17 protein-coding genes and 3 pseudogenes are annotated in these 15,025 nt (G+C 61.9%); 13 read left to right on the top strand and 7 right to left on the bottom strand.

Features of this window, described 5'->3' with window-relative positions:
* The first annotated feature begins 20 nt into the window (after positions 1-20).
* The 4 genes from E3U26_RS07635 to E3U26_RS07620 all read left to right on the top strand — a co-directional run bounded on the left by E3U26_RS07635 (position 21) and on the right by E3U26_RS07620 (position 4,448).
* The gene (locus E3U26_RS07635; protein ID WP_072463935.1) at positions 21-992 is read left to right on the top strand and encodes a hypothetical protein; all 972 of its coding nucleotides are present in this window, start codon (positions 21-23) and stop codon (positions 990-992) included.
* The gene (locus E3U26_RS07630) at positions 989-3,556 is read left to right on the top strand and encodes a vWA domain-containing protein (protein WP_114669544.1); all 2,568 of its coding nucleotides are present in this window, start codon (positions 989-991) and stop codon (positions 3,554-3,556) included. Before E3U26_RS07635 ends, E3U26_RS07630 begins: the two co-directional genes overlap by 4 nt.
* Entirely contained in the window at positions 3,553-4,089 is a 537-nt protein-coding gene (locus tag E3U26_RS07625) for a hypothetical protein (protein ID WP_011749582.1), read from the top strand. The genes E3U26_RS07630 and E3U26_RS07625 overlap by 4 nt, the downstream gene beginning before the upstream one ends.
* Before the next feature lie 71 nt (positions 4,090-4,160).
* Complete coding sequence (locus tag E3U26_RS07620) at positions 4,161-4,448, top strand: hypothetical protein (protein WP_499104699.1); 288 nt, start codon at positions 4,161-4,163, stop codon at positions 4,446-4,448.
* A gap of 60 nt (positions 4,449-4,508) precedes the next feature.
* Here the strand turns inward: E3U26_RS07620 and istB are convergent.
* Positions 4,509-4,694: pseudogene (gene istB, locus E3U26_RS07615) on the bottom strand (IS21-like element ISPkr1 family helper ATPase IstB); the annotation flags it as partial.
* A gap of 48 nt (positions 4,695-4,742) precedes the next feature.
* Between istB and E3U26_RS07610 the strand changes: the two are divergent.
* Positions 4,743-5,453: an IS6 family transposase gene (locus E3U26_RS07610; RefSeq protein WP_499104695.1), complete on the top strand. Its 711-nt coding sequence runs from the start codon at positions 4,743-4,745 to the stop codon at positions 5,451-5,453.
* Positions 5,454-5,479: 26 nt separating this feature from the next.
* Here E3U26_RS07610 and E3U26_RS07605 read toward each other — a convergent pair whose 3' ends face one another.
* Together E3U26_RS07605 and E3U26_RS07600 are read right to left on the bottom strand one after the other, a co-directional pair.
* Positions 5,480-5,917, bottom strand: a complete 438-nt coding sequence (locus tag E3U26_RS07605; protein WP_499104698.1) for a cytochrome b/b6 domain-containing protein — start codon at positions 5,915-5,917, stop codon at positions 5,480-5,482.
* Positions 5,910-6,224, bottom strand: a complete 315-nt coding sequence (locus E3U26_RS07600) for a PepSY domain-containing protein (protein ID WP_062563333.1) — start codon at positions 6,222-6,224, stop codon at positions 5,910-5,912. The genes E3U26_RS07605 and E3U26_RS07600 overlap by 8 nt, the downstream gene beginning before the upstream one ends.
* Positions 6,225-6,365: 141 nt before the next feature.
* Between E3U26_RS07600 and E3U26_RS07595 the strand changes: the two genes are divergently transcribed.
* The 3 genes from E3U26_RS07595 to E3U26_RS07585 all read left to right on the top strand — a co-directional run bounded on the left by E3U26_RS07595 (position 6,366) and on the right by E3U26_RS07585 (position 9,542).
* Entirely contained in the window at positions 6,366-7,025 is a 660-nt protein-coding gene (locus tag E3U26_RS07595; RefSeq protein ID WP_062562794.1) for a response regulator transcription factor, read from the top strand.
* Positions 7,022-8,371, top strand: a complete 1,350-nt coding sequence (locus tag E3U26_RS07590) for an ATP-binding protein (protein ID WP_205293979.1) — start codon at positions 7,022-7,024, stop codon at positions 8,369-8,371. Before E3U26_RS07595 ends, E3U26_RS07590 begins: the two co-directional genes overlap by 4 nt.
* Positions 8,372-8,555: 184 nt before the next feature.
* Positions 8,556-9,542 (top strand): LysR family transcriptional regulator, encoded by a 987-nt coding sequence (locus tag E3U26_RS07585; protein WP_499104697.1) that lies wholly within the window; start codon positions 8,556-8,558, stop codon positions 9,540-9,542.
* Here the strand turns inward: E3U26_RS07585 and E3U26_RS07580 are convergent.
* From E3U26_RS07580 to E3U26_RS07570, 3 genes and pseudogenes are all read right to left on the bottom strand, one after another.
* Positions 9,475-9,714, bottom strand: a complete 240-nt coding sequence (locus tag E3U26_RS07580; protein ID WP_499104696.1) for a DUF2274 domain-containing protein — start codon at positions 9,712-9,714, stop codon at positions 9,475-9,477. The two genes, E3U26_RS07585 and E3U26_RS07580, sit on opposite strands and share 68 nt — an antisense overlap.
* A 2-nt stretch (positions 9,715-9,716) precedes the next feature.
* Positions 9,717-9,890 (bottom strand): annotated as a pseudogene (locus E3U26_RS07575) (TrbI/VirB10 family protein); the annotation flags it as partial.
* Positions 9,891-9,943: 53 nt separating this feature from the next.
* Positions 9,944-10,654 (bottom strand): IS6 family transposase, encoded by a 711-nt coding sequence (locus tag E3U26_RS07570; protein ID WP_499104695.1) that lies wholly within the window; start codon positions 10,652-10,654, stop codon positions 9,944-9,946.
* A 55-nt stretch (positions 10,655-10,709) separates the two neighbouring features.
* Between E3U26_RS07570 and E3U26_RS07565 the strand changes: the two are divergent.
* From E3U26_RS07565 to E3U26_RS07550, 4 genes and pseudogenes are all read left to right on the top strand, one after another.
* A pseudogene (locus E3U26_RS07565) lies at positions 10,710-10,868 on the top strand (cytochrome b/b6 domain-containing protein); the annotation flags it as partial.
* A gap of 186 nt (positions 10,869-11,054) precedes the next feature.
* On the top strand, positions 11,055-11,357 hold the full coding sequence (locus tag E3U26_RS07560; protein WP_062562796.1) for a PepSY domain-containing protein: 303 nt from the start codon (positions 11,055-11,057) through the stop codon (positions 11,355-11,357).
* An 87-nt stretch (positions 11,358-11,444) separates the two neighbouring features.
* The gene (locus E3U26_RS07555) at positions 11,445-11,849 is read left to right on the top strand and encodes a PepSY domain-containing protein (RefSeq protein ID WP_233352083.1); all 405 of its coding nucleotides are present in this window, start codon (positions 11,445-11,447) and stop codon (positions 11,847-11,849) included.
* Between the two features lie 71 nt (positions 11,850-11,920).
* Positions 11,921-12,631 carry an IS6 family transposase gene (locus tag E3U26_RS07550; RefSeq protein WP_499104695.1) on the top strand — a complete coding sequence of 237 codons (711 nt, stop codon included), beginning with the start codon at positions 11,921-11,923 and terminating at the stop codon, positions 12,629-12,631.
* 19 nt (positions 12,632-12,650) lie between these two features.
* Here the strand turns inward: E3U26_RS07550 and E3U26_RS07545 are convergent, their stop codons facing one another.
* Complete coding sequence (locus tag E3U26_RS07545; protein ID WP_499104694.1) at positions 12,651-12,890, bottom strand: hydantoinase/oxoprolinase N-terminal domain-containing protein; 240 nt, start codon at positions 12,888-12,890, stop codon at positions 12,651-12,653.
* An 888-nt stretch (positions 12,891-13,778) separates the two neighbouring features.
* Here E3U26_RS07545 and E3U26_RS07540 point away from each other — a divergent pair.
* The gene (locus tag E3U26_RS07540; protein WP_036750911.1) at positions 13,779-15,020 is read left to right on the top strand and encodes an urea ABC transporter substrate-binding protein; all 1,242 of its coding nucleotides are present in this window, start codon (positions 13,779-13,781) and stop codon (positions 15,018-15,020) included.
* The last annotated feature ends 5 nt before the right edge of the window (positions 15,021-15,025 follow it).

The following is a 15,025-nucleotide window of genomic DNA, read 5'->3' as shown; positions in this document are numbered from 1 at the left end:
CCCCAAAAGGAACCGGAGCCATGTGGGATTTCAATATCGGACAAGCTCTCGGACTGTTGGGCCGAACATTGCCTTTCGTGCTCCTGCGTGCCGCCGTCTATTTCGGAATCACACTGGCCTATATTCTGGCCACCGGCGCCGGTATCGGGGTCGGCTGGGGCGTTGGCGCCTTCGGGGATGACGAGTTCCGCGCGACCGCGATGGCTTGGGGCGGCATTGCCGGCTTTGGCCTGACCGGCGCTGTAATGTACTGGCTTCGGGAATACATTCTCTACATCGTCAAGGCAGGCCATGTCGCGGTTCTTGTCGAACTGATTGACGGCAAGCCCCTGCCGGAAGGACGCGGCCAGATCGCCCATGCAACGGCCGTGGTGAAGGGGCGCTTCGGCCAGGCCTCACTGCTCTTCGCGCTGGACCAACTGGTCAAGGGAGTCATTCGCGCCGTCATCGGCCTTGTGCGCGGTGTATTGTCCATCCTGCCGATCCCCTATGTCCGGCAGTTGATGGGCATTGTGCAGGCCTTCCTGCGCGTGGCGGTGGGCTTCATCGATGAGGTGATCCTCGCCCATGCCATCCGCACCCGCTCGACCGATCCCTGGGGATCCGCACGCGAGGCGCTGGTGCTATATGGCCAGAACTGGAAGGCGATGCTCCGGAACGCCGCCTGGCTGACGCTCTTCACCTATGGTCTCGCCTTCCTGATCTTCCTCGTGATGCTCGCCCCGGCAGCGGCACTGGTCTACGTCATGCCCGGCGCCTGGTCGGCGGGCGGCTTCGTTTTCGCGTTGCTGTTCGCCTGGAGCGTCAAGGCTGCCTTTCTCGAGCCCTTCGCCGTCACCTGCCTGATGCAGGTCTATTTCAGGATCACCGATGGCCAGGAGCCCGACCCTGAGTGGGATGCGCGGCTGGAGCAGATGTCCTCACATTTCCGCAAGCTGAAAGAGCGCGCCGGTGCCCGCTTCGGGACAGCGCGCGATGGAGAAGCCGCATGAGATCTCTTGTGACCGCCGGGCTTATCGCCCTGACATCCGCCCTTGCGCCGGCGGCGCTTGCCCAGGAGCGCCCCAGCACGATCCTTGTTTTGGACGCCTCGGGGTCGATGTGGGGGCAGATCGATGGGATAAACAAAATCACCATCGCGCGCGATGTCGTCGGGGACATTGTGTCGGATTTCCCCGCCGATCAGAATCTCGGTTTCGTCACCTATGGCCATCGCGAGCGCGGGCAATGCGCGGATATCGAAACCTTGGTCGAACCCGCGCCCGGCACTGCGGCAGAGATCGCCGGCATCGTTGAAGGGTTGAACCCGCGGGGCATGACCCCGATGACCGATGCCGTCGTCACCGCGGCTCAGGCGTTGCGCCACACCGAACAGGCGGCGACGGTGATCCTGGTTTCCGATGGGATCGAGACCTGCAATCCTGATCCCTGCGCCGCCGCCCGCGCATTGGAAGAAGCGGGCGTAGATTTTACCGCCCATGTCATTGGCTTCGATGTGCGGGGCGAAGCCGACGCCCTGTTGCAGATGCAATGCATCGCCGAGGAAACCGGCGGCCGCTTCCTGACTGCCGACAATGCCCAGGAACTCAACCAAGCCTTGCGCGAGGTCACTGCCGCGCCGGCCTCAGGGAGTTTCACCTTCACCGCAAATCTCGGAGGCGAGGAGATCGGCGACGAGACCATCTGGGAGCGGCCAGCAGCGCCACTGGAGCTTCCGCTTCTGTCCGGCGAGGTGATCTGGGAGATATCGGATACTTCGTTCAACATGGTGCAGACCGGCACCGCGAACCCCTTCATCACGGATCTGCCGTTCGGCGACTATATCGTGACGGTCCATTCGACGGCGCAGGACGACTTCTCGCAGACCGAGGCCAGTTTGGCGTTGGACAGCGCGCGCAATGTCCACGCCATTTTCCCGCCCATCACGTCGCAACAGCCCACCGCCCAGGTCTTCGGCCCTGCACAAACCTTGGTTGGCTCCGCGTTTACGGTGAGCTGGGAAGGTGAGGGTCTGGCTCCGCGTGATTATGTGACAATTGTCCCCGCCGACGCCGAAGACGGAGCCTATGCGGACTATGACCGGCTGGAGAACCGTACCGAAGGCGAGCTTCGTGCACCTGCCGAGCCCGGTCTCTACGAAGTGCGTCTGCAATTGGACGCGGGGGACCGCGTGCTCGCCCGCACCCCGGTCGAGGTGGTTGATGCCGACGTCACGGTCTCCGCACCCGCCCAGGTCGTTGTCGGGTCGGCATTCCCGGTCACCTGGCAGGGCGAGGGCCTGCACCCGCGCGACTACGTGACAATCGTTCCCGCCGGTTCGGCGGACGGCACCTATGCCGACTACGATCGCATGCAAGGTCGGAGCGAGGGCGAGCTGCGGGCGCCTGCCGAGCCTGGCCTCTACGAAGTGCGCCTGCAATTGGACGTGGGGGACCGCGTGCTCGCCCGCACCCCGGTCGAGGTGGTCGATGCCGAGGTTGCTGTCTCCGCGCCGGCTCAGGTCGTTGTCGGGTCGGCTTTCCCGGTCACCTGGCAGGGTGAGGGCCTGCACCCGCGCGACTACGTGACGATCGTTCCCGCCGGCTCGGCGGACGGCACCTATGCCGATTACGATCGCATGCAAGGTCGGAGCGAGGGCGAGCTTCGCGCGCCTGCCGAGCCCGGCCTCTACGAGGTGCGCCTGCAATTGGACGCGGGGGACCGCGTGCTCGCCCGCACCCCGGTCGAGGTGGTCGATGCAGAGGTCACGGTTTCCGCGTCGGCCCAGGTCGTTGTCGGTTCGGCGTTCCCGGTCACCTGGCAGGGTGAGGGCCTGCACCCGCGCGACTACGTCACGATCGTTCCCGCCGGCTCGGCGGACGGCACCTATGCCGACTACGATCGCATGCAAGATCGGAGCGAAGGCGAGCTTCGCGCGCCTGCCGAGCCTGGCCTCTATGAGGTGCGCCTGCAATTGGACGCGGGGGATCGCGTGCTCGCCCGCACCCCGGTCGAGGTGATGGATGGTAATGTTTCGCTTGACGGACCGGACAGGGCGCGGGCCGGCGCCGAGATCACGCTATCCTGGACCGGTGCCATACATCCGCGCGACTACATAGCCATCGTTCCCGGCGGCACACCGGACGGCGAGCAAAGTGGCTATCGCCGTATTCAGGACGAAGATCAGGCCACGTTCACTGCACCCGCGGAGCCTGGTGCCTATGAAATCCGCTACCATTTGGACCGCGGCGATCGGGTCATGGCCCGGCGACCGCTCGAGGTGCTGGCGGCGGATGCGCCGATAGACGAGGGTGCCGGGCTTATGGTTCCTGGTACAGCAAGGCCGGGCGATATCGTTACAGTTTCGTGGACAATCGAAGCTGGCGATGCCGACCGGCGCGTGGCGCTGGCACGAGCTGATGCGCCCGACTTTACCTGGATTACAGTCCATCACGTGGGCGACGAAACCGAAACGGTAATCAAGCTCCCGGACGAGCCGGGACAATACGAAGTGCGGTTTCTCGACCTTCAAAGCCAGAGCGTTCTCGGACGCGCGATGATCACGCTCGGCGAATGAACTACGACAATTTCAAAGAATCGGGAGCACTCACGACCATGCTCAGATCAGCCATCGCTGCATTTGGCTTTCTCGCCCTTGTCGTACCCGTCATCGCTGCAGAACCGGGGGGAGCGGCGTCAGGGACGATCGCAGGCGAAGAGATAGAACTGTCGGTCTGGACAGAGCAGTCCGACTTCACGTCTTCAAGTTTTTCGATCTATTTTCAAGCACCGGCACTGAGAGAGCGCGGCCTGGGCAGCTTGTCCCTCGGCGCAGAGTGGATTGGCGATCTCGATGGTGACTTCTTTTCCGCAGAAATCGATATCCCAATTCTCGATACCGATCCGTATCGCATTTACCGTGCGGACCTGGACGATGAACTCTCCCTGACAATTACGAGCGCCTCGCACCAAGGCGGTGTGCTGGCCATCGCGGGCCAGGTGGAAGGTGTTCTAACCAGTGTGGACCGGATTGCCCTTCGAAATCCTGATCCCGACGATACTCTCAGCGTTAGCCTGACGTTTGAAGCCGTATTGGGTGAGTTGCAGTGAGGACCGCGGCGCTTTCCCTAATTGCGATCTGCCTGTCCGCGCCTGTGTTGGCCGATCAGCCGGGTGGGGATATGACTGGGTTTCTGGAAGAGACGCCTGTTTCATGGCGGATCGACGCCGAGCGGTCAGAATACCATTTCGAGAGCGAAGGCATTGGCTCTCTGCGGATTCTTGCCGAACCGCAGGAGGTGCCATCGGGCATCGGTTCCGTTCGGTTGATGGTGATGGTGGCCGATGGGACCACAAGTCTTCTCGAACTGCGGCTCGAGGACGAAGACGGAAATCCCGCTGTCAATCGGCACGCAACTTTGACCCCCTTTCGGCGCCCAATAATGACCCCGCTTGGTCAGCACGGGTAGCTGGCCCGATGCGGTGTAGCCTCCATACAGCGCAACCGGATCGGGCCAGCGGCGTCTCGGTCATTCCCGCGTCTTGAAGCGCCAGCTCTCGTTGCCGGTCTCGACGATGTCACAGTGATGGGTCAGTCGGTCGAGGAGCGCCGTTGTCATCTTCGCGTCTCCGAAGACGGTCGGCCATTCGCCGAAGTCGAGGTTCGTCGTCACGATGATCGAGGTGCGTTCGTAAAGGCGACTGATGAGGTGGAACGGCATTGCCAAGTTGATCACGGCTTTTGGTTTGGATAGCTACTGCTCATGATATCCGGACCGACCATGCAGCGCCTGAAGGGCTTCCGCTTTCCGCGCGAGATCATCTCCTATGCCGTCTGGGCTTATCATCGCTTTGCCCTCAGCGCGGCAGATGTCGAGGATTTGCTCGCCGAGCGGGGTGTGATCGTCAGCCGGGAGGCCATCCGGCTCTGGGTGAATCGTTTCGGAACCCATTTTGCCGCCTGTATCCGGAGGGATCGGCCGGCTTCGTCGGGGAAATGGCATCTCGATGAGGTCGTGGTGCCGATCAACGGGGTGAAATACTGGCTTTGGCGGGCAATCGATGCCAACGGTGATGTCCTCGATATCCTCGTTCAGCTGCGGCGAAACGCAAGGGCAGCGCGGCGCTTCCTGCAACGGCTCATCGCCCGGTTCGGAGATCCGCGCGTTGTAATCACGGACAAGCTGCGCAGCTATTGCAAGCCGATCCGCGATCTGGCGCCGGAGGCGGATCATCGCGCCCATAAGGGCCTGAACAATCGGATCGAGGGATCACATCGTCCTACCCGAAGGCGGGAAAAGATCATGGGCCGGTTCAAATCGCCGAGGCAGGCGCAGAGGTTTCTTGCCGCCCATGACCAGATCAACACGATCTTCCGACCCCGCCGCTATTGGCTCGCCGCCATCTCATATCGCCATGCCCGGGCCGACGCGTTCGACCTATGGCACGGCTATGCCGCCGAGATGACCGCCTGATTGCGCGGACCCCCGCACATCACAGCCTATACCAAGCAACTTGGCAATGCCTCCTCGATCGATTGTTCGAGCAGCCAGCCGCTCAGCGCGGTGCCGGAAAGCGTGACCATGAGTGCCACGATCATCGCGGCGCCGGCCGGGTTGTGCCCGAGATGGCGTCGCTCGCGCCCGTGCAGCATGTCCCCGAGATAGGCCAGCGTCGCGGCGGGGCCACGCACGAATTGCGTGAAACGGGCATGGCGGCTGCCAACGAAACCCCAGATCAGGCGAATGGCAAGCAACGCCGCCACCGCGTAACCGGCCGCCTCGTGAAGCGGCTGCACCTCGTCCGCCGCGAGCCATGCCACTGCAAAGGCGGCAACCAGACCCCAGTGAGAGCTGCGCACCAACGGATCCCAGACCAGCACCGTGCGCGTAGTATCGGCGACGTCCTGAATGCCGTCACCCTTCATCATCTCAGTCATGTTTGTGCTCTCTGCCCTCACGGGAGCGCCGATCATCTCCGTCCTTGTATTCGATCTCGATCACCTGAAGCGTGCCGGGATCGACCGTCACCTCGATGCGGCGTCCTTCCCGGTCTGTGCCTTTTATCTCGTAGCAGCCGTCGTCGATTTTGATGCGCCGCACCACCCATCCGTTTTCTTCCGCGAGCCGCACTACCGCGCTTCTTGGCTGCCAATCTGCCAGCGGCACGGCACAGTCGTCGCCGGCAAGTGCAGCCCCGGACGGAAGGGCCGCGAGAAAGGTCAGAATTGTCAGCGATCTCTTCATGGACCACACTCCGTATAACGGCCATTGGATGACATTCTGCGCCACGAACCTGACGGGATGCTGAAGCCCGGGGCGTCCCGCCATCAGCTTTGCGTCAGCCTGGATCGCCATAATGGCCAGAGGCAAACGAGTAGGAAGATCATGCGGATCCTGCTGATCGAGGATGATACCGTTCTGGGTGCCGCCGTGCGGGACCAGATCGCCGCGGGTGGCCAGTCGGTGGATTGGGTCACGCGTCTGGACGCGGCCGGCGATGCGATGGCCGGCACCGGCTATGATCTGGTATTGCTGGACCTCATGCTGCCCGACGGACGCGGCATCACCTTCCTTCGGTCGCTGCGCACCAGCGGCGACGTGACGCCGGTGATCATCCTGACCGCGCTGGACCAGATTTCGGACCGGATCGAAGGTTTGAACGCCGGTGCCGACGACTATCTGGTGAAGCCCTTCGATCTGGCCGAGCTTTCCGCGCGGATCGGCTCGGTCGCGCGGCGCTATAGCGGCAATCCCAACCCGATCATCGTCCACGGCGCGCTTGCCGTCGACCTTGCCTCGCGCAGCATCCGCCGCGACGGCCGGCCGGTGCAGCTCACCGCACGTGAATGGGCACTGTTCGAGGCGTTCCTCACCCGCCCGGGGCATCTTCTGTCCAAGGCACAGCTTGAGGAAAAGCTTTATGCCTTCGATACGGAGGTGGAAAGCAACACCATCGAGGTCCATGTCAGCCGGCTGCGCAAGAAGCTGGGCGCCGAGGTGATCGAGACCGAGCGCGGGTTGGGCTACCGGCTAGGTTCGCCATGACGATGCCACGCAGCCTTCAGATGCGGTTGGGGGTGTCGCTGGGTATCCTTCTGACGCTTCTGTGGATCGCGGCCGCCGCCGTCACGGCGGTCATGCTGCGGCACGAGATGGACAGGATCTTCGACTCGTCGCTACAGGAGGCGGCGCAGCGCCTGCTGCCGCTGGCCGCTGTCGAGATCGTCGGACGTGAGGAGGAAGGTGTGACACAACACCTTGCCGACCTGCGCGACCACGACGAATTCCTCACCTATATCGTGCGCGATGACGAAGGGCGAATTCTTCTGCAATCGCATGAGGCCGATCCCGCCATCTTCCCTGAATGGGACGGGCCGGGCTTTCGCACGACCGCAACCCATCGCCTGTATGGCGAGGACGCCCTCCAAGGCACGATCCGCCTCACGGTCGCCGAGCCGCTTGCCCATCGCGCGGCGGCGGCACGCGATGTCTGGGCGGGCCTGGGGTTGCCGTTGCTGGTATTCATCCCTGCCGCACTGTTGGCGATCGTATTGACTGTCCGCTCGGGTCTGGCCCCGTTGCGCCGCTACCGCGACCGGCTGGCCGCGCGTTCGCCGCGCGACCTCGCCCCCGTCGCCTGCGACGATCTTCCCGTCGAGGCCGCCCCGGTGGGGGCGGCGATCAATGTGCTTCTGGCGCAACTCAAATCCACATTCGAGGCCGAACGCACCTTCGCCGCCAACGCAGCGCATGAATTGCGAACACCGCTGGCAGGCGCAATCGCGCAGGCCCAGCGGATACAGGTAGAAACGAAAGATACCGGTGCCGGCCACAGGGCCGCCGAGATCGAGGCTTCTCTGAAGCGGCTGGCCCGGATCGCGGAACGGCTTCTGCAACTGGCCCGAGCAGAAGGCGGGCGGTTACGGCTCGATCACCTATCCGATCTTCGCATCACTGCCCGTCTGGTCGTGGACGATATCGAGAGGACAGCACCGAACCGGATCGTGCTCGCCCTGCCGGAGCACCCGGTAATGTCCGACCTCGACCCCGATGCGTTTGGCATCATCGGCCGCAACCTCATTGAGAACGCCCTGCGGCACGGCGCATCCGACAAACCGATCGAGGTCAGCCTCAGTGAGGACGGCACGTTCCGCGTCGCCAATGACGGCCCCGTCGTGCCCGCCGAGGCGCTTGGCCGGCTGACCCGTCGTTTCGAGAGGGGGGCAGCCAAAACGGAAGGCAGCGGGCTTGGCCTTGCCATCGTCGCCGGCATTGCGGACCGGATTTCGTCAAAGCTCACCTTGCAATCGCCGAGGCCGGGAAGCTCATCCGGCTTTGAAGCGGCGGTGGTCCTGCCAACAGCTTCGCGGCAACCAACATCGTCTCGCTAGGCGAACGTAGTCTTTCGTTGAGTCGATAACCGATCAACGGATCTGAAAACTATCCTGCTGCCTGTGTCTGCCAGAACAGGATGCATCTGCATATAAGAGGCGCAGAATGTTGATCTCGAAAGGACAAAATCTAGCGCGCACCCGCGGTGACGTAAGCCCTACCGACAAAGGCGGACGGGGCAACATGACCAGAAAGTTGGTCAGGTATTCGGATGCTATTGAACTTCGCCACCTACGCTACTTCATAGCTGCTGCCGAGCACGGCAGCTTCCGAAAGGCAGGAAATTCACTGGGTCTGTCGCAATCGGCAATCAGCCGCTGCATTGCCGACCTCGAAGACAGGATGGGCGCGTCACTCTTTCACCGACACTCATGGGGCGTGTCGCAGACTTTTGCGGGTCAGCGCTTCCTTCATCGTGCACGGCGGGCGATCAGGACGATCGGCGAAGGCGCAAATGAAGTGGCCGCCGCTGGACGCTCCGAGCAAGGACGCGTGCGGCTCGGCATCTATTCCTCCATCGCCTCGGGCTTTTTGACACAACTGCTGGCAAGCTATGGTCGGTTTCACAATGGCGTCAGGATTGAACTGATTGACGGCGATCCTGCCGAACACGTCGCGGCCATCCGCCAGTTCCGCCTCGACGTCGCCTTCCTGACCGGCAACCGGGACTGGCCCGGATGCGACCGTGCGCCTTTGTGGTCCGAGCGCGTCTTCGTTGTTCTGCCCGATCACCACCCGCTGGCGGCTTTGGACGAGGTGACGTGGGGAGACTTGGACAGTGAGTCCTTCATCGTCAGCGAAACCGCGCCGGGCCAGGAGATCCATGACCACCTGGTCCGGGAATTGGCCGATCTCGGCCGGCATCCCGAGATCCATGTTCAATCGGTCGGCAGGGACAACCTGCTGCCCCTGGTAGCGATCGGCCAGGGCTTAACGCTGGTGAGCGAGGCCATGACAGTGGCCGCGCTTCCAGGCATCATCTACCGGCCCGTCGCCAGCGAGATGCTTCCATTTTCTGCGGTCTGGTCCCCGGCTAATGACAATCCCGCGTTCCGCAGGTTGCTCTCCATGGCAAAGGCGGCGTCTGCCAACGCTATGAGGCTCAGGCAAGCGGCTTCGCAGATTGGGGCGAGCGACGTGCTTTTGCGAAGCCGCGATCTGTCGCAATAAACCGCTCCAGCATCGGCACGATCAGCTTGACCGGATCGGCGACGGGCTGGCCGGTTTCGCGGGCCAGCACCCCGGCATAGGCGACCAGATCGCGGTGAAGCAGCGCGGGCAGCTCCACGGTGATCTTCACCGGCTTGTCGTCGGGCAACGGGCCGAGTTTTAGCTTGGTCATGGTCAACCTCCTGCCGGCTCGAATACGAGGTCGCGGGTGACGATGATCCTGACCGGGAAGCCGGGCCGAATGGTGAGCGTGGGTGCGACCTGCAACTGGCGCTGGACGATCTGCTGGCCCGCCTGATTGACGGTATCCTGCGCCCCGTCGCGGATGGCGCGGATCAGCCGGTCCTCGTGGCATTGCCAAGTTGCTTGGTATAGGCTGTGATGTGCGGGGGTCCGCGCAATCAGGCGGTCATCTCGGCGGCATAGCCGTGCCATAGGTCGAACGCGTCGGCCCGGGCATGGCGATATGAGATGGCGGCGAGCCAATAGCGGCGGGGTCGGAAGATCGTGTTGATCTGGTCATGGGCGGCAAGAAACCTCTGCGCCTGCCTCGGCGATTTGAACCGGCCCATGATCTTTTCCCGCCTTCGGGTAGGACGATGTGATCCCTCGATCCGATTGTTCAGGCCCTTATGGGCGCGATGATCCGCCTCCGGCGCCAGATCGCGGATCGGCTTGCAATAGCTGCGCAGCTTGTCCGTGATTACAACGCGCGGATCTCCGAACCGGGCGATGAGCCGTTGCAGGAAGCGCCGCGCTGCCCTTGCGTTTCGCCGCAGCTGAACGAGGATATCGAGGACATCACCGTTGGCATCGATTGCCCGCCAAAGCCAGTATTTCACCCCGTTGATCGGCACCACGACCTCATCGAGATGCCATTTCCCCGACGAAGCCGGCCGATCCCTCCGGATACAGGCGGCAAAATGGGTTCCGAAACGATTCACCCAGAGCCGGATGGCCTCCCGGCTGACGATCACACCCCGCTCGGCGAGCAAATCCTCGACATCTGCCGCGCTGAGGGCAAAGCGATGATAAGCCCAGACGGCATAGGAGATGATCTCGCGCGGAAAGCGGAAGCCCTTCAGGCGCTGCATGGTCGGTCCGGATATCATGAGCAGTAGCTATCCAAACCAAAAGCCGTGATCAACTTGGCAATGCCACAGGACCTTGAAGGAGGTGCATGAAATGCTGGCCAACATGGCTCTGGTTCTCGTGGCCTTGCATGTTGGGGGTGTGGCCGTCACCTCATGGCGCCATCGGGAGAACCTGCCCCGTGCCATGGTCACGGGCCGAAAGCGCCCTCCCGGCACAAATGACGTGACCTGATCGTTACGTATTCCCGCTGTTCTGGCCCCGCCTGTTTGGCGGGGCCTGTTTGTTTTGTGCAACCGCTGCGGTTCGTCGCGGCAGGCTGACGAGAAGCTGACGCAGGTTTTCCGCGGCGATCAGGATCACGTCAGCCGCCCCCTCCAGATTGGTTTCATCAGGCAACCAAGGCTGAGGAGCATAGCCATGAAAACCATCCTGACCGCCACCGCATTGGCCCTCGCGATCCCCGCCGGGGCCGCGTTCGCTGGTGAGAAATGCAACGTGCCGACCGAGAACATGCAATCGTGGGAAGCTCTCATTCAAGTGACCGACGAGTTCGGTTGGACCATCTCGAAAATGGAACTCGACGACGGCTGCTACGAACTGAACGTCATCGACCAGGGCGGCAACAGCCTGAAGATGACCGTCGATCCCGGAACGCTCGAGGTGATCGACGGCAAGGTCAAACGCTGGAGCGACGGCACCAAGCCCGAGAAGCGCAACTGATGGCTGCAAGGGTCCACCTCATCATCGAGGTGGACCTCTTTCCACACGGGCGTTCGCCTCGGCCATAGCCAGGAAAGTGCCCCCGAGATGATCGTAAAGGACATTCGAACCATGAAAACTCTATTGATCGCCGTAGCCGCTCTCGCGGTATTGCCTGCGGCGGGGGCGATGGCAGGTGACGACTGCCATGTGGGGCACGGGGCCTGGCAACCACGCGAAGCGGTAATGCAGGCGGTAACCGGCCTCGGTTGGCATGTTGAGAAGATCGAGGCGGATGACGGCTGCTGGGAGGTCAAGGGACGCGATGCCCAGGGCCGTCGCATCAAGGCCAAACTGGATCCCGCGACGTTGCAGGTCGTCAAATTGCGCCACAGGGATGGCCAGCAGATCCGCGAGCGGGATCGCGGCAATGCACCCACCGTCGCTCCGTCGGCACCCCCCTCCAATCCGCTGTTCCAGAACGGCACCCCGCCCGTTGTGCGGGTGAACTGATATATCAGGCAGAAGAGAGCAGAGGGCATTGCCAAGTTGATCACGGCTTTTGGTTTGGATAGCTACTGCTCATGATATCCGGACCGACCATGCAGCGCCTGAAGGGCTTCCGCTTTCCGCGCGAGATCATCTCCTATGCCGTCTGGGCTTATCATCGCTTTGCCCTCAGCGCGGCAGATGTCGAGGATTTGCTCGCCGAGCGGGGTGTGATCGTCAGCCGGGAGGCCATCCGGCTCTGGGTGAATCGTTTCGGAACCCATTTTGCCGCCTGTATCCGGAGGGATCGGCCGGCTTCGTCGGGGAAATGGCATCTCGATGAGGTCGTGGTGCCGATCAACGGGGTGAAATACTGGCTTTGGCGGGCAATCGATGCCAACGGTGATGTCCTCGATATCCTCGTTCAGCTGCGGCGAAACGCAAGGGCAGCGCGGCGCTTCCTGCAACGGCTCATCGCCCGGTTCGGAGATCCGCGCGTTGTAATCACGGACAAGCTGCGCAGCTATTGCAAGCCGATCCGCGATCTGGCGCCGGAGGCGGATCATCGCGCCCATAAGGGCCTGAACAATCGGATCGAGGGATCACATCGTCCTACCCGAAGGCGGGAAAAGATCATGGGCCGGTTCAAATCGCCGAGGCAGGCGCAGAGGTTTCTTGCCGCCCATGACCAGATCAACACGATCTTCCGACCCCGCCGCTATTGGCTCGCCGCCATCTCATATCGCCATGCCCGGGCCGACGCGTTCGACCTATGGCACGGCTATGCCGCCGAGATGACCGCCTGATTGCGCGGACCCCCGCACATCACAGCCTATACCAAGCAACTTGGCAATGCCGTTCGACATCATTCCAGTCAAGATCGGCGGCCTCGGCGCCGTTCATGATCGCGTCGATCGGATTGGCCGTGCTGGGCACTTTCGCAACGGTCTGTTTTCCGTTCGAGTCCAGAACGAAAATATCGGTAAACGTCCCGCCAACGTCAATTGCAAGGCGGGCACGTGCAGGTTTCATCGACGGACCTGCGTCCGCCCCATCCATACTCATCGTGAATTTCCTTTTGATCCGCGTTGCGAAAATCAGGCTGCAAAGGACGGAATCCGTCCGATGAGCACCTGCGCATAGATTTCGCTTTGATATCGAGGGGAGGTCGATCACCTAATGCTTTCGGGCGCATGGTGATCTGTTGCATTCGTTGTTGAATGCATTCCTCGACACTACGCGATGAATATCAAGATCGACAAGCGTTTTTTTCAAGTGCAGAAAGTTGCGGAGAAGCTTCCTGAAACATGATAAAAATCAATGGATTGCGATCATGGGCAATGCGCCGCGCCGCGGAATATCCTTTTCGCGCTGACGATGGGACTGCGAGATCGGAAAGGGTGCGAATCGCCGCTTTCAGCCTGTCCAGGTAGGAAAAGAATCATCGGATGATGCTTCGATGAAGGCGCAGATCCGGGTCGGGACGGCCAGCCCATGCAAATAGATGCCCCGACTGTCAAAGCCGACGCAAGACAAGTCACGATCTGCGCAAAATTTACGCGGCAGCATTGCCTTCTGCCCGCCTGCTGAACGCCGGGCGCGATGCTGGATTGCGGCTGCCGGAAAAATCCGCTCGATCCGGAAAAACCTGTTGACCGATTCGGCTCGGATCGCCGATGCACTCTATAACGAGTTAGCGAAGTTTAGCTCTTGTTCGCCGCGTCGAGTTCGTCACACCGGCATTGTCTTCGACTAAGGCGAATAGGCACAACAAGGTGCCATCTGTCAGCCCAAAGCCATGAGGCACAGCATCGTGCCGCCAAGTGGTGTTGCGCGCCCTCCCATGGAAATGGGCCAGCGTCGCGAAAGGCTCTCCGGAAATTCGAGACTTCGGAGCTTGGCCTGCTGGGAATGCCTCTTCCAAAAAGCACAAATGAAAACAGGGAATCCACCATGAAAGACCTGCAACGCAGACATTTCCTCGGCCTGGGTGCCGCAGGGATTCTTGCAACCCCGTTCCTTGCCCGTCCCGCTTTTGCCGCGACCGATAAAATCCAGGTCGCCGGTATTCATGACGCCTCGGGCGGCATCGACATCTATGGCCGCCCGATGATCAATTGCCTCAACCTTGCCGTGGACAAACTGAACGCGGCCGGCGGCGTGCTGGGGCGCGAGATCGAACTGGTCAACTACGATCCGCAATCGAACATGCAGCTTTACGCGCAATATGCGACCGAGGCCGCGACGCGCCAGAAGGCGGCTGTGGTCTTCGGCGGCATCCTTTCCGCCTCGCGCGAGGCGATGCGGCCGGTGCTCGACCGCTACAGGACGCTTTATTTCTACAGCCTGCTTTATGAAGGCGGGGTCTGCGATCGCAACACCTTCTGCATGGGCTCGACCCCCGGCCAGACGCTGGAGAAATTCACCCCCTATGTGATGCAGAAATTCGGCGGCAAGAAGGTCTATGTGCTGGCCGCTGACTACAATTACGGCCAGATCACCGCGCTGTGGATCGAGAAATTCGTCAAGGAAAACGGCGGCGAGGTGGTGCGGGCGGATTTCTTCCCGCTCGATGTCAACGACTTCGGTTCGACCATCCGCCAGATCCAGGCGGCCCAGCCCGATATCATCATGTCGGTCCTGGTGGGCGGCGCGCATAACGCCTTCTATCGCCAATGGGTCGCCTCGGGGATGAAGGACAAGATCCCGATGGCCTCGACGACCTTCGGCATCGGCAACGAACAGGTGCTGACCACCCCCGATGAACATAACGGCATCATCGTCTCCTATGCCTATTTCGACGGGATCCAGACCCCCGAGAACGAGGCGTTCAAGGCCGAGTATTACGCGAAATTCGGCGACAAGGCAGATGCGATCACCGAGGGCGGCGCCATGACCTATCACGCCGTCAATCTTTGGGCCAAGGCGGTCGAGATGGCCGGCACCATCGAACGCGAGCCGGTGATCGAGGCGCTTGAGAGCGGCCTTTCCTTCGCCGGGCCGGCGGGGCTGACCACGATCAACGCCCAGACGCATCACAACACGCTCGACAGCTATATCGCCGAGGTGCGCGACAACAATTACGTCGTGCTGGAAAGCTTTGCGCAGCAACCGCCCAGCGACACGCTGGCGGTCTGCGACCTGAAGGTCAACCCGACCGATGCGACGCAATATGTGGTCGAGGTGCCGAAGTAACGGGC

The sequence above is a fragment of the Paracoccus ferrooxidans genome (assembly GCF_029909815.1).
GTDB lineage: Bacteria > Pseudomonadota > Alphaproteobacteria > Rhodobacterales > Rhodobacteraceae > Paracoccus > Paracoccus versutus.
Note: the sequence above shows the minus strand (reverse complement) of the source record. Positions and strands in the feature narration are given on the sequence as shown.

What these genes read in the sequence shown, in the direction of transcription:
- E3U26_RS07635 (WP_072463935.1), top strand. Translation starts at nt 21, where the DNA reads ATGTGGGATTTCAATATCGGACAAGCTCTCGGACTGTTGGGCCGAACA.
- E3U26_RS07630 (WP_114669544.1), top strand. Translation starts at nt 989, where the DNA reads ATGAGATCTCTTGTGACCGCCGGGCTTATCGCCCTGACATCCGCCCTT.
- E3U26_RS07625 (WP_011749582.1), top strand. Translation starts at nt 3,553, where the DNA reads ATGAACTACGACAATTTCAAAGAATCGGGAGCACTCACGACCATGCTC.
- E3U26_RS07620 (WP_499104699.1), top strand. Translation starts at nt 4,161, where the DNA reads ATGACTGGGTTTCTGGAAGAGACGCCTGTTTCATGGCGGATCGACGCC.
- E3U26_RS07610 (WP_499104695.1), top strand. Translation starts at nt 4,743, where the DNA reads ATGATATCCGGACCGACCATGCAGCGCCTGAAGGGCTTCCGCTTTCCG.
- E3U26_RS07605 (WP_499104698.1), bottom strand. Translation starts at nt 5,917, where the DNA reads ATGACTGAGATGATGAAGGGTGACGGCATTCAGGACGTCGCCGATACT.
- E3U26_RS07600 (WP_062563333.1), bottom strand. Translation starts at nt 6,224, where the DNA reads ATGAAGAGATCGCTGACAATTCTGACCTTTCTCGCGGCCCTTCCGTCC.
- E3U26_RS07595 (WP_062562794.1), top strand. Translation starts at nt 6,366, where the DNA reads ATGCGGATCCTGCTGATCGAGGATGATACCGTTCTGGGTGCCGCCGTG.
- E3U26_RS07590 (WP_205293979.1), top strand. Translation starts at nt 7,022, where the DNA reads ATGACGATGCCACGCAGCCTTCAGATGCGGTTGGGGGTGTCGCTGGGT.
- E3U26_RS07585 (WP_499104697.1), top strand. Translation starts at nt 8,556, where the DNA reads ATGACCAGAAAGTTGGTCAGGTATTCGGATGCTATTGAACTTCGCCAC.
- E3U26_RS07580 (WP_499104696.1), bottom strand. Translation starts at nt 9,714, where the DNA reads ATGACCAAGCTAAAACTCGGCCCGTTGCCCGACGACAAGCCGGTGAAG.
- E3U26_RS07570 (WP_499104695.1), bottom strand. Translation starts at nt 10,654, where the DNA reads ATGATATCCGGACCGACCATGCAGCGCCTGAAGGGCTTCCGCTTTCCG.
- E3U26_RS07560 (WP_062562796.1), top strand. Translation starts at nt 11,055, where the DNA reads ATGAAAACCATCCTGACCGCCACCGCATTGGCCCTCGCGATCCCCGCC.
- E3U26_RS07555 (WP_233352083.1), top strand. Translation starts at nt 11,445, where the DNA reads ATGATCGTAAAGGACATTCGAACCATGAAAACTCTATTGATCGCCGTA.
- E3U26_RS07550 (WP_499104695.1), top strand. Translation starts at nt 11,921, where the DNA reads ATGATATCCGGACCGACCATGCAGCGCCTGAAGGGCTTCCGCTTTCCG.
- E3U26_RS07545 (WP_499104694.1), bottom strand. Translation starts at nt 12,890, where the DNA reads ATGAGTATGGATGGGGCGGACGCAGGTCCGTCGATGAAACCTGCACGT.
- E3U26_RS07540 (WP_036750911.1), top strand. Translation starts at nt 13,779, where the DNA reads ATGAAAGACCTGCAACGCAGACATTTCCTCGGCCTGGGTGCCGCAGGG.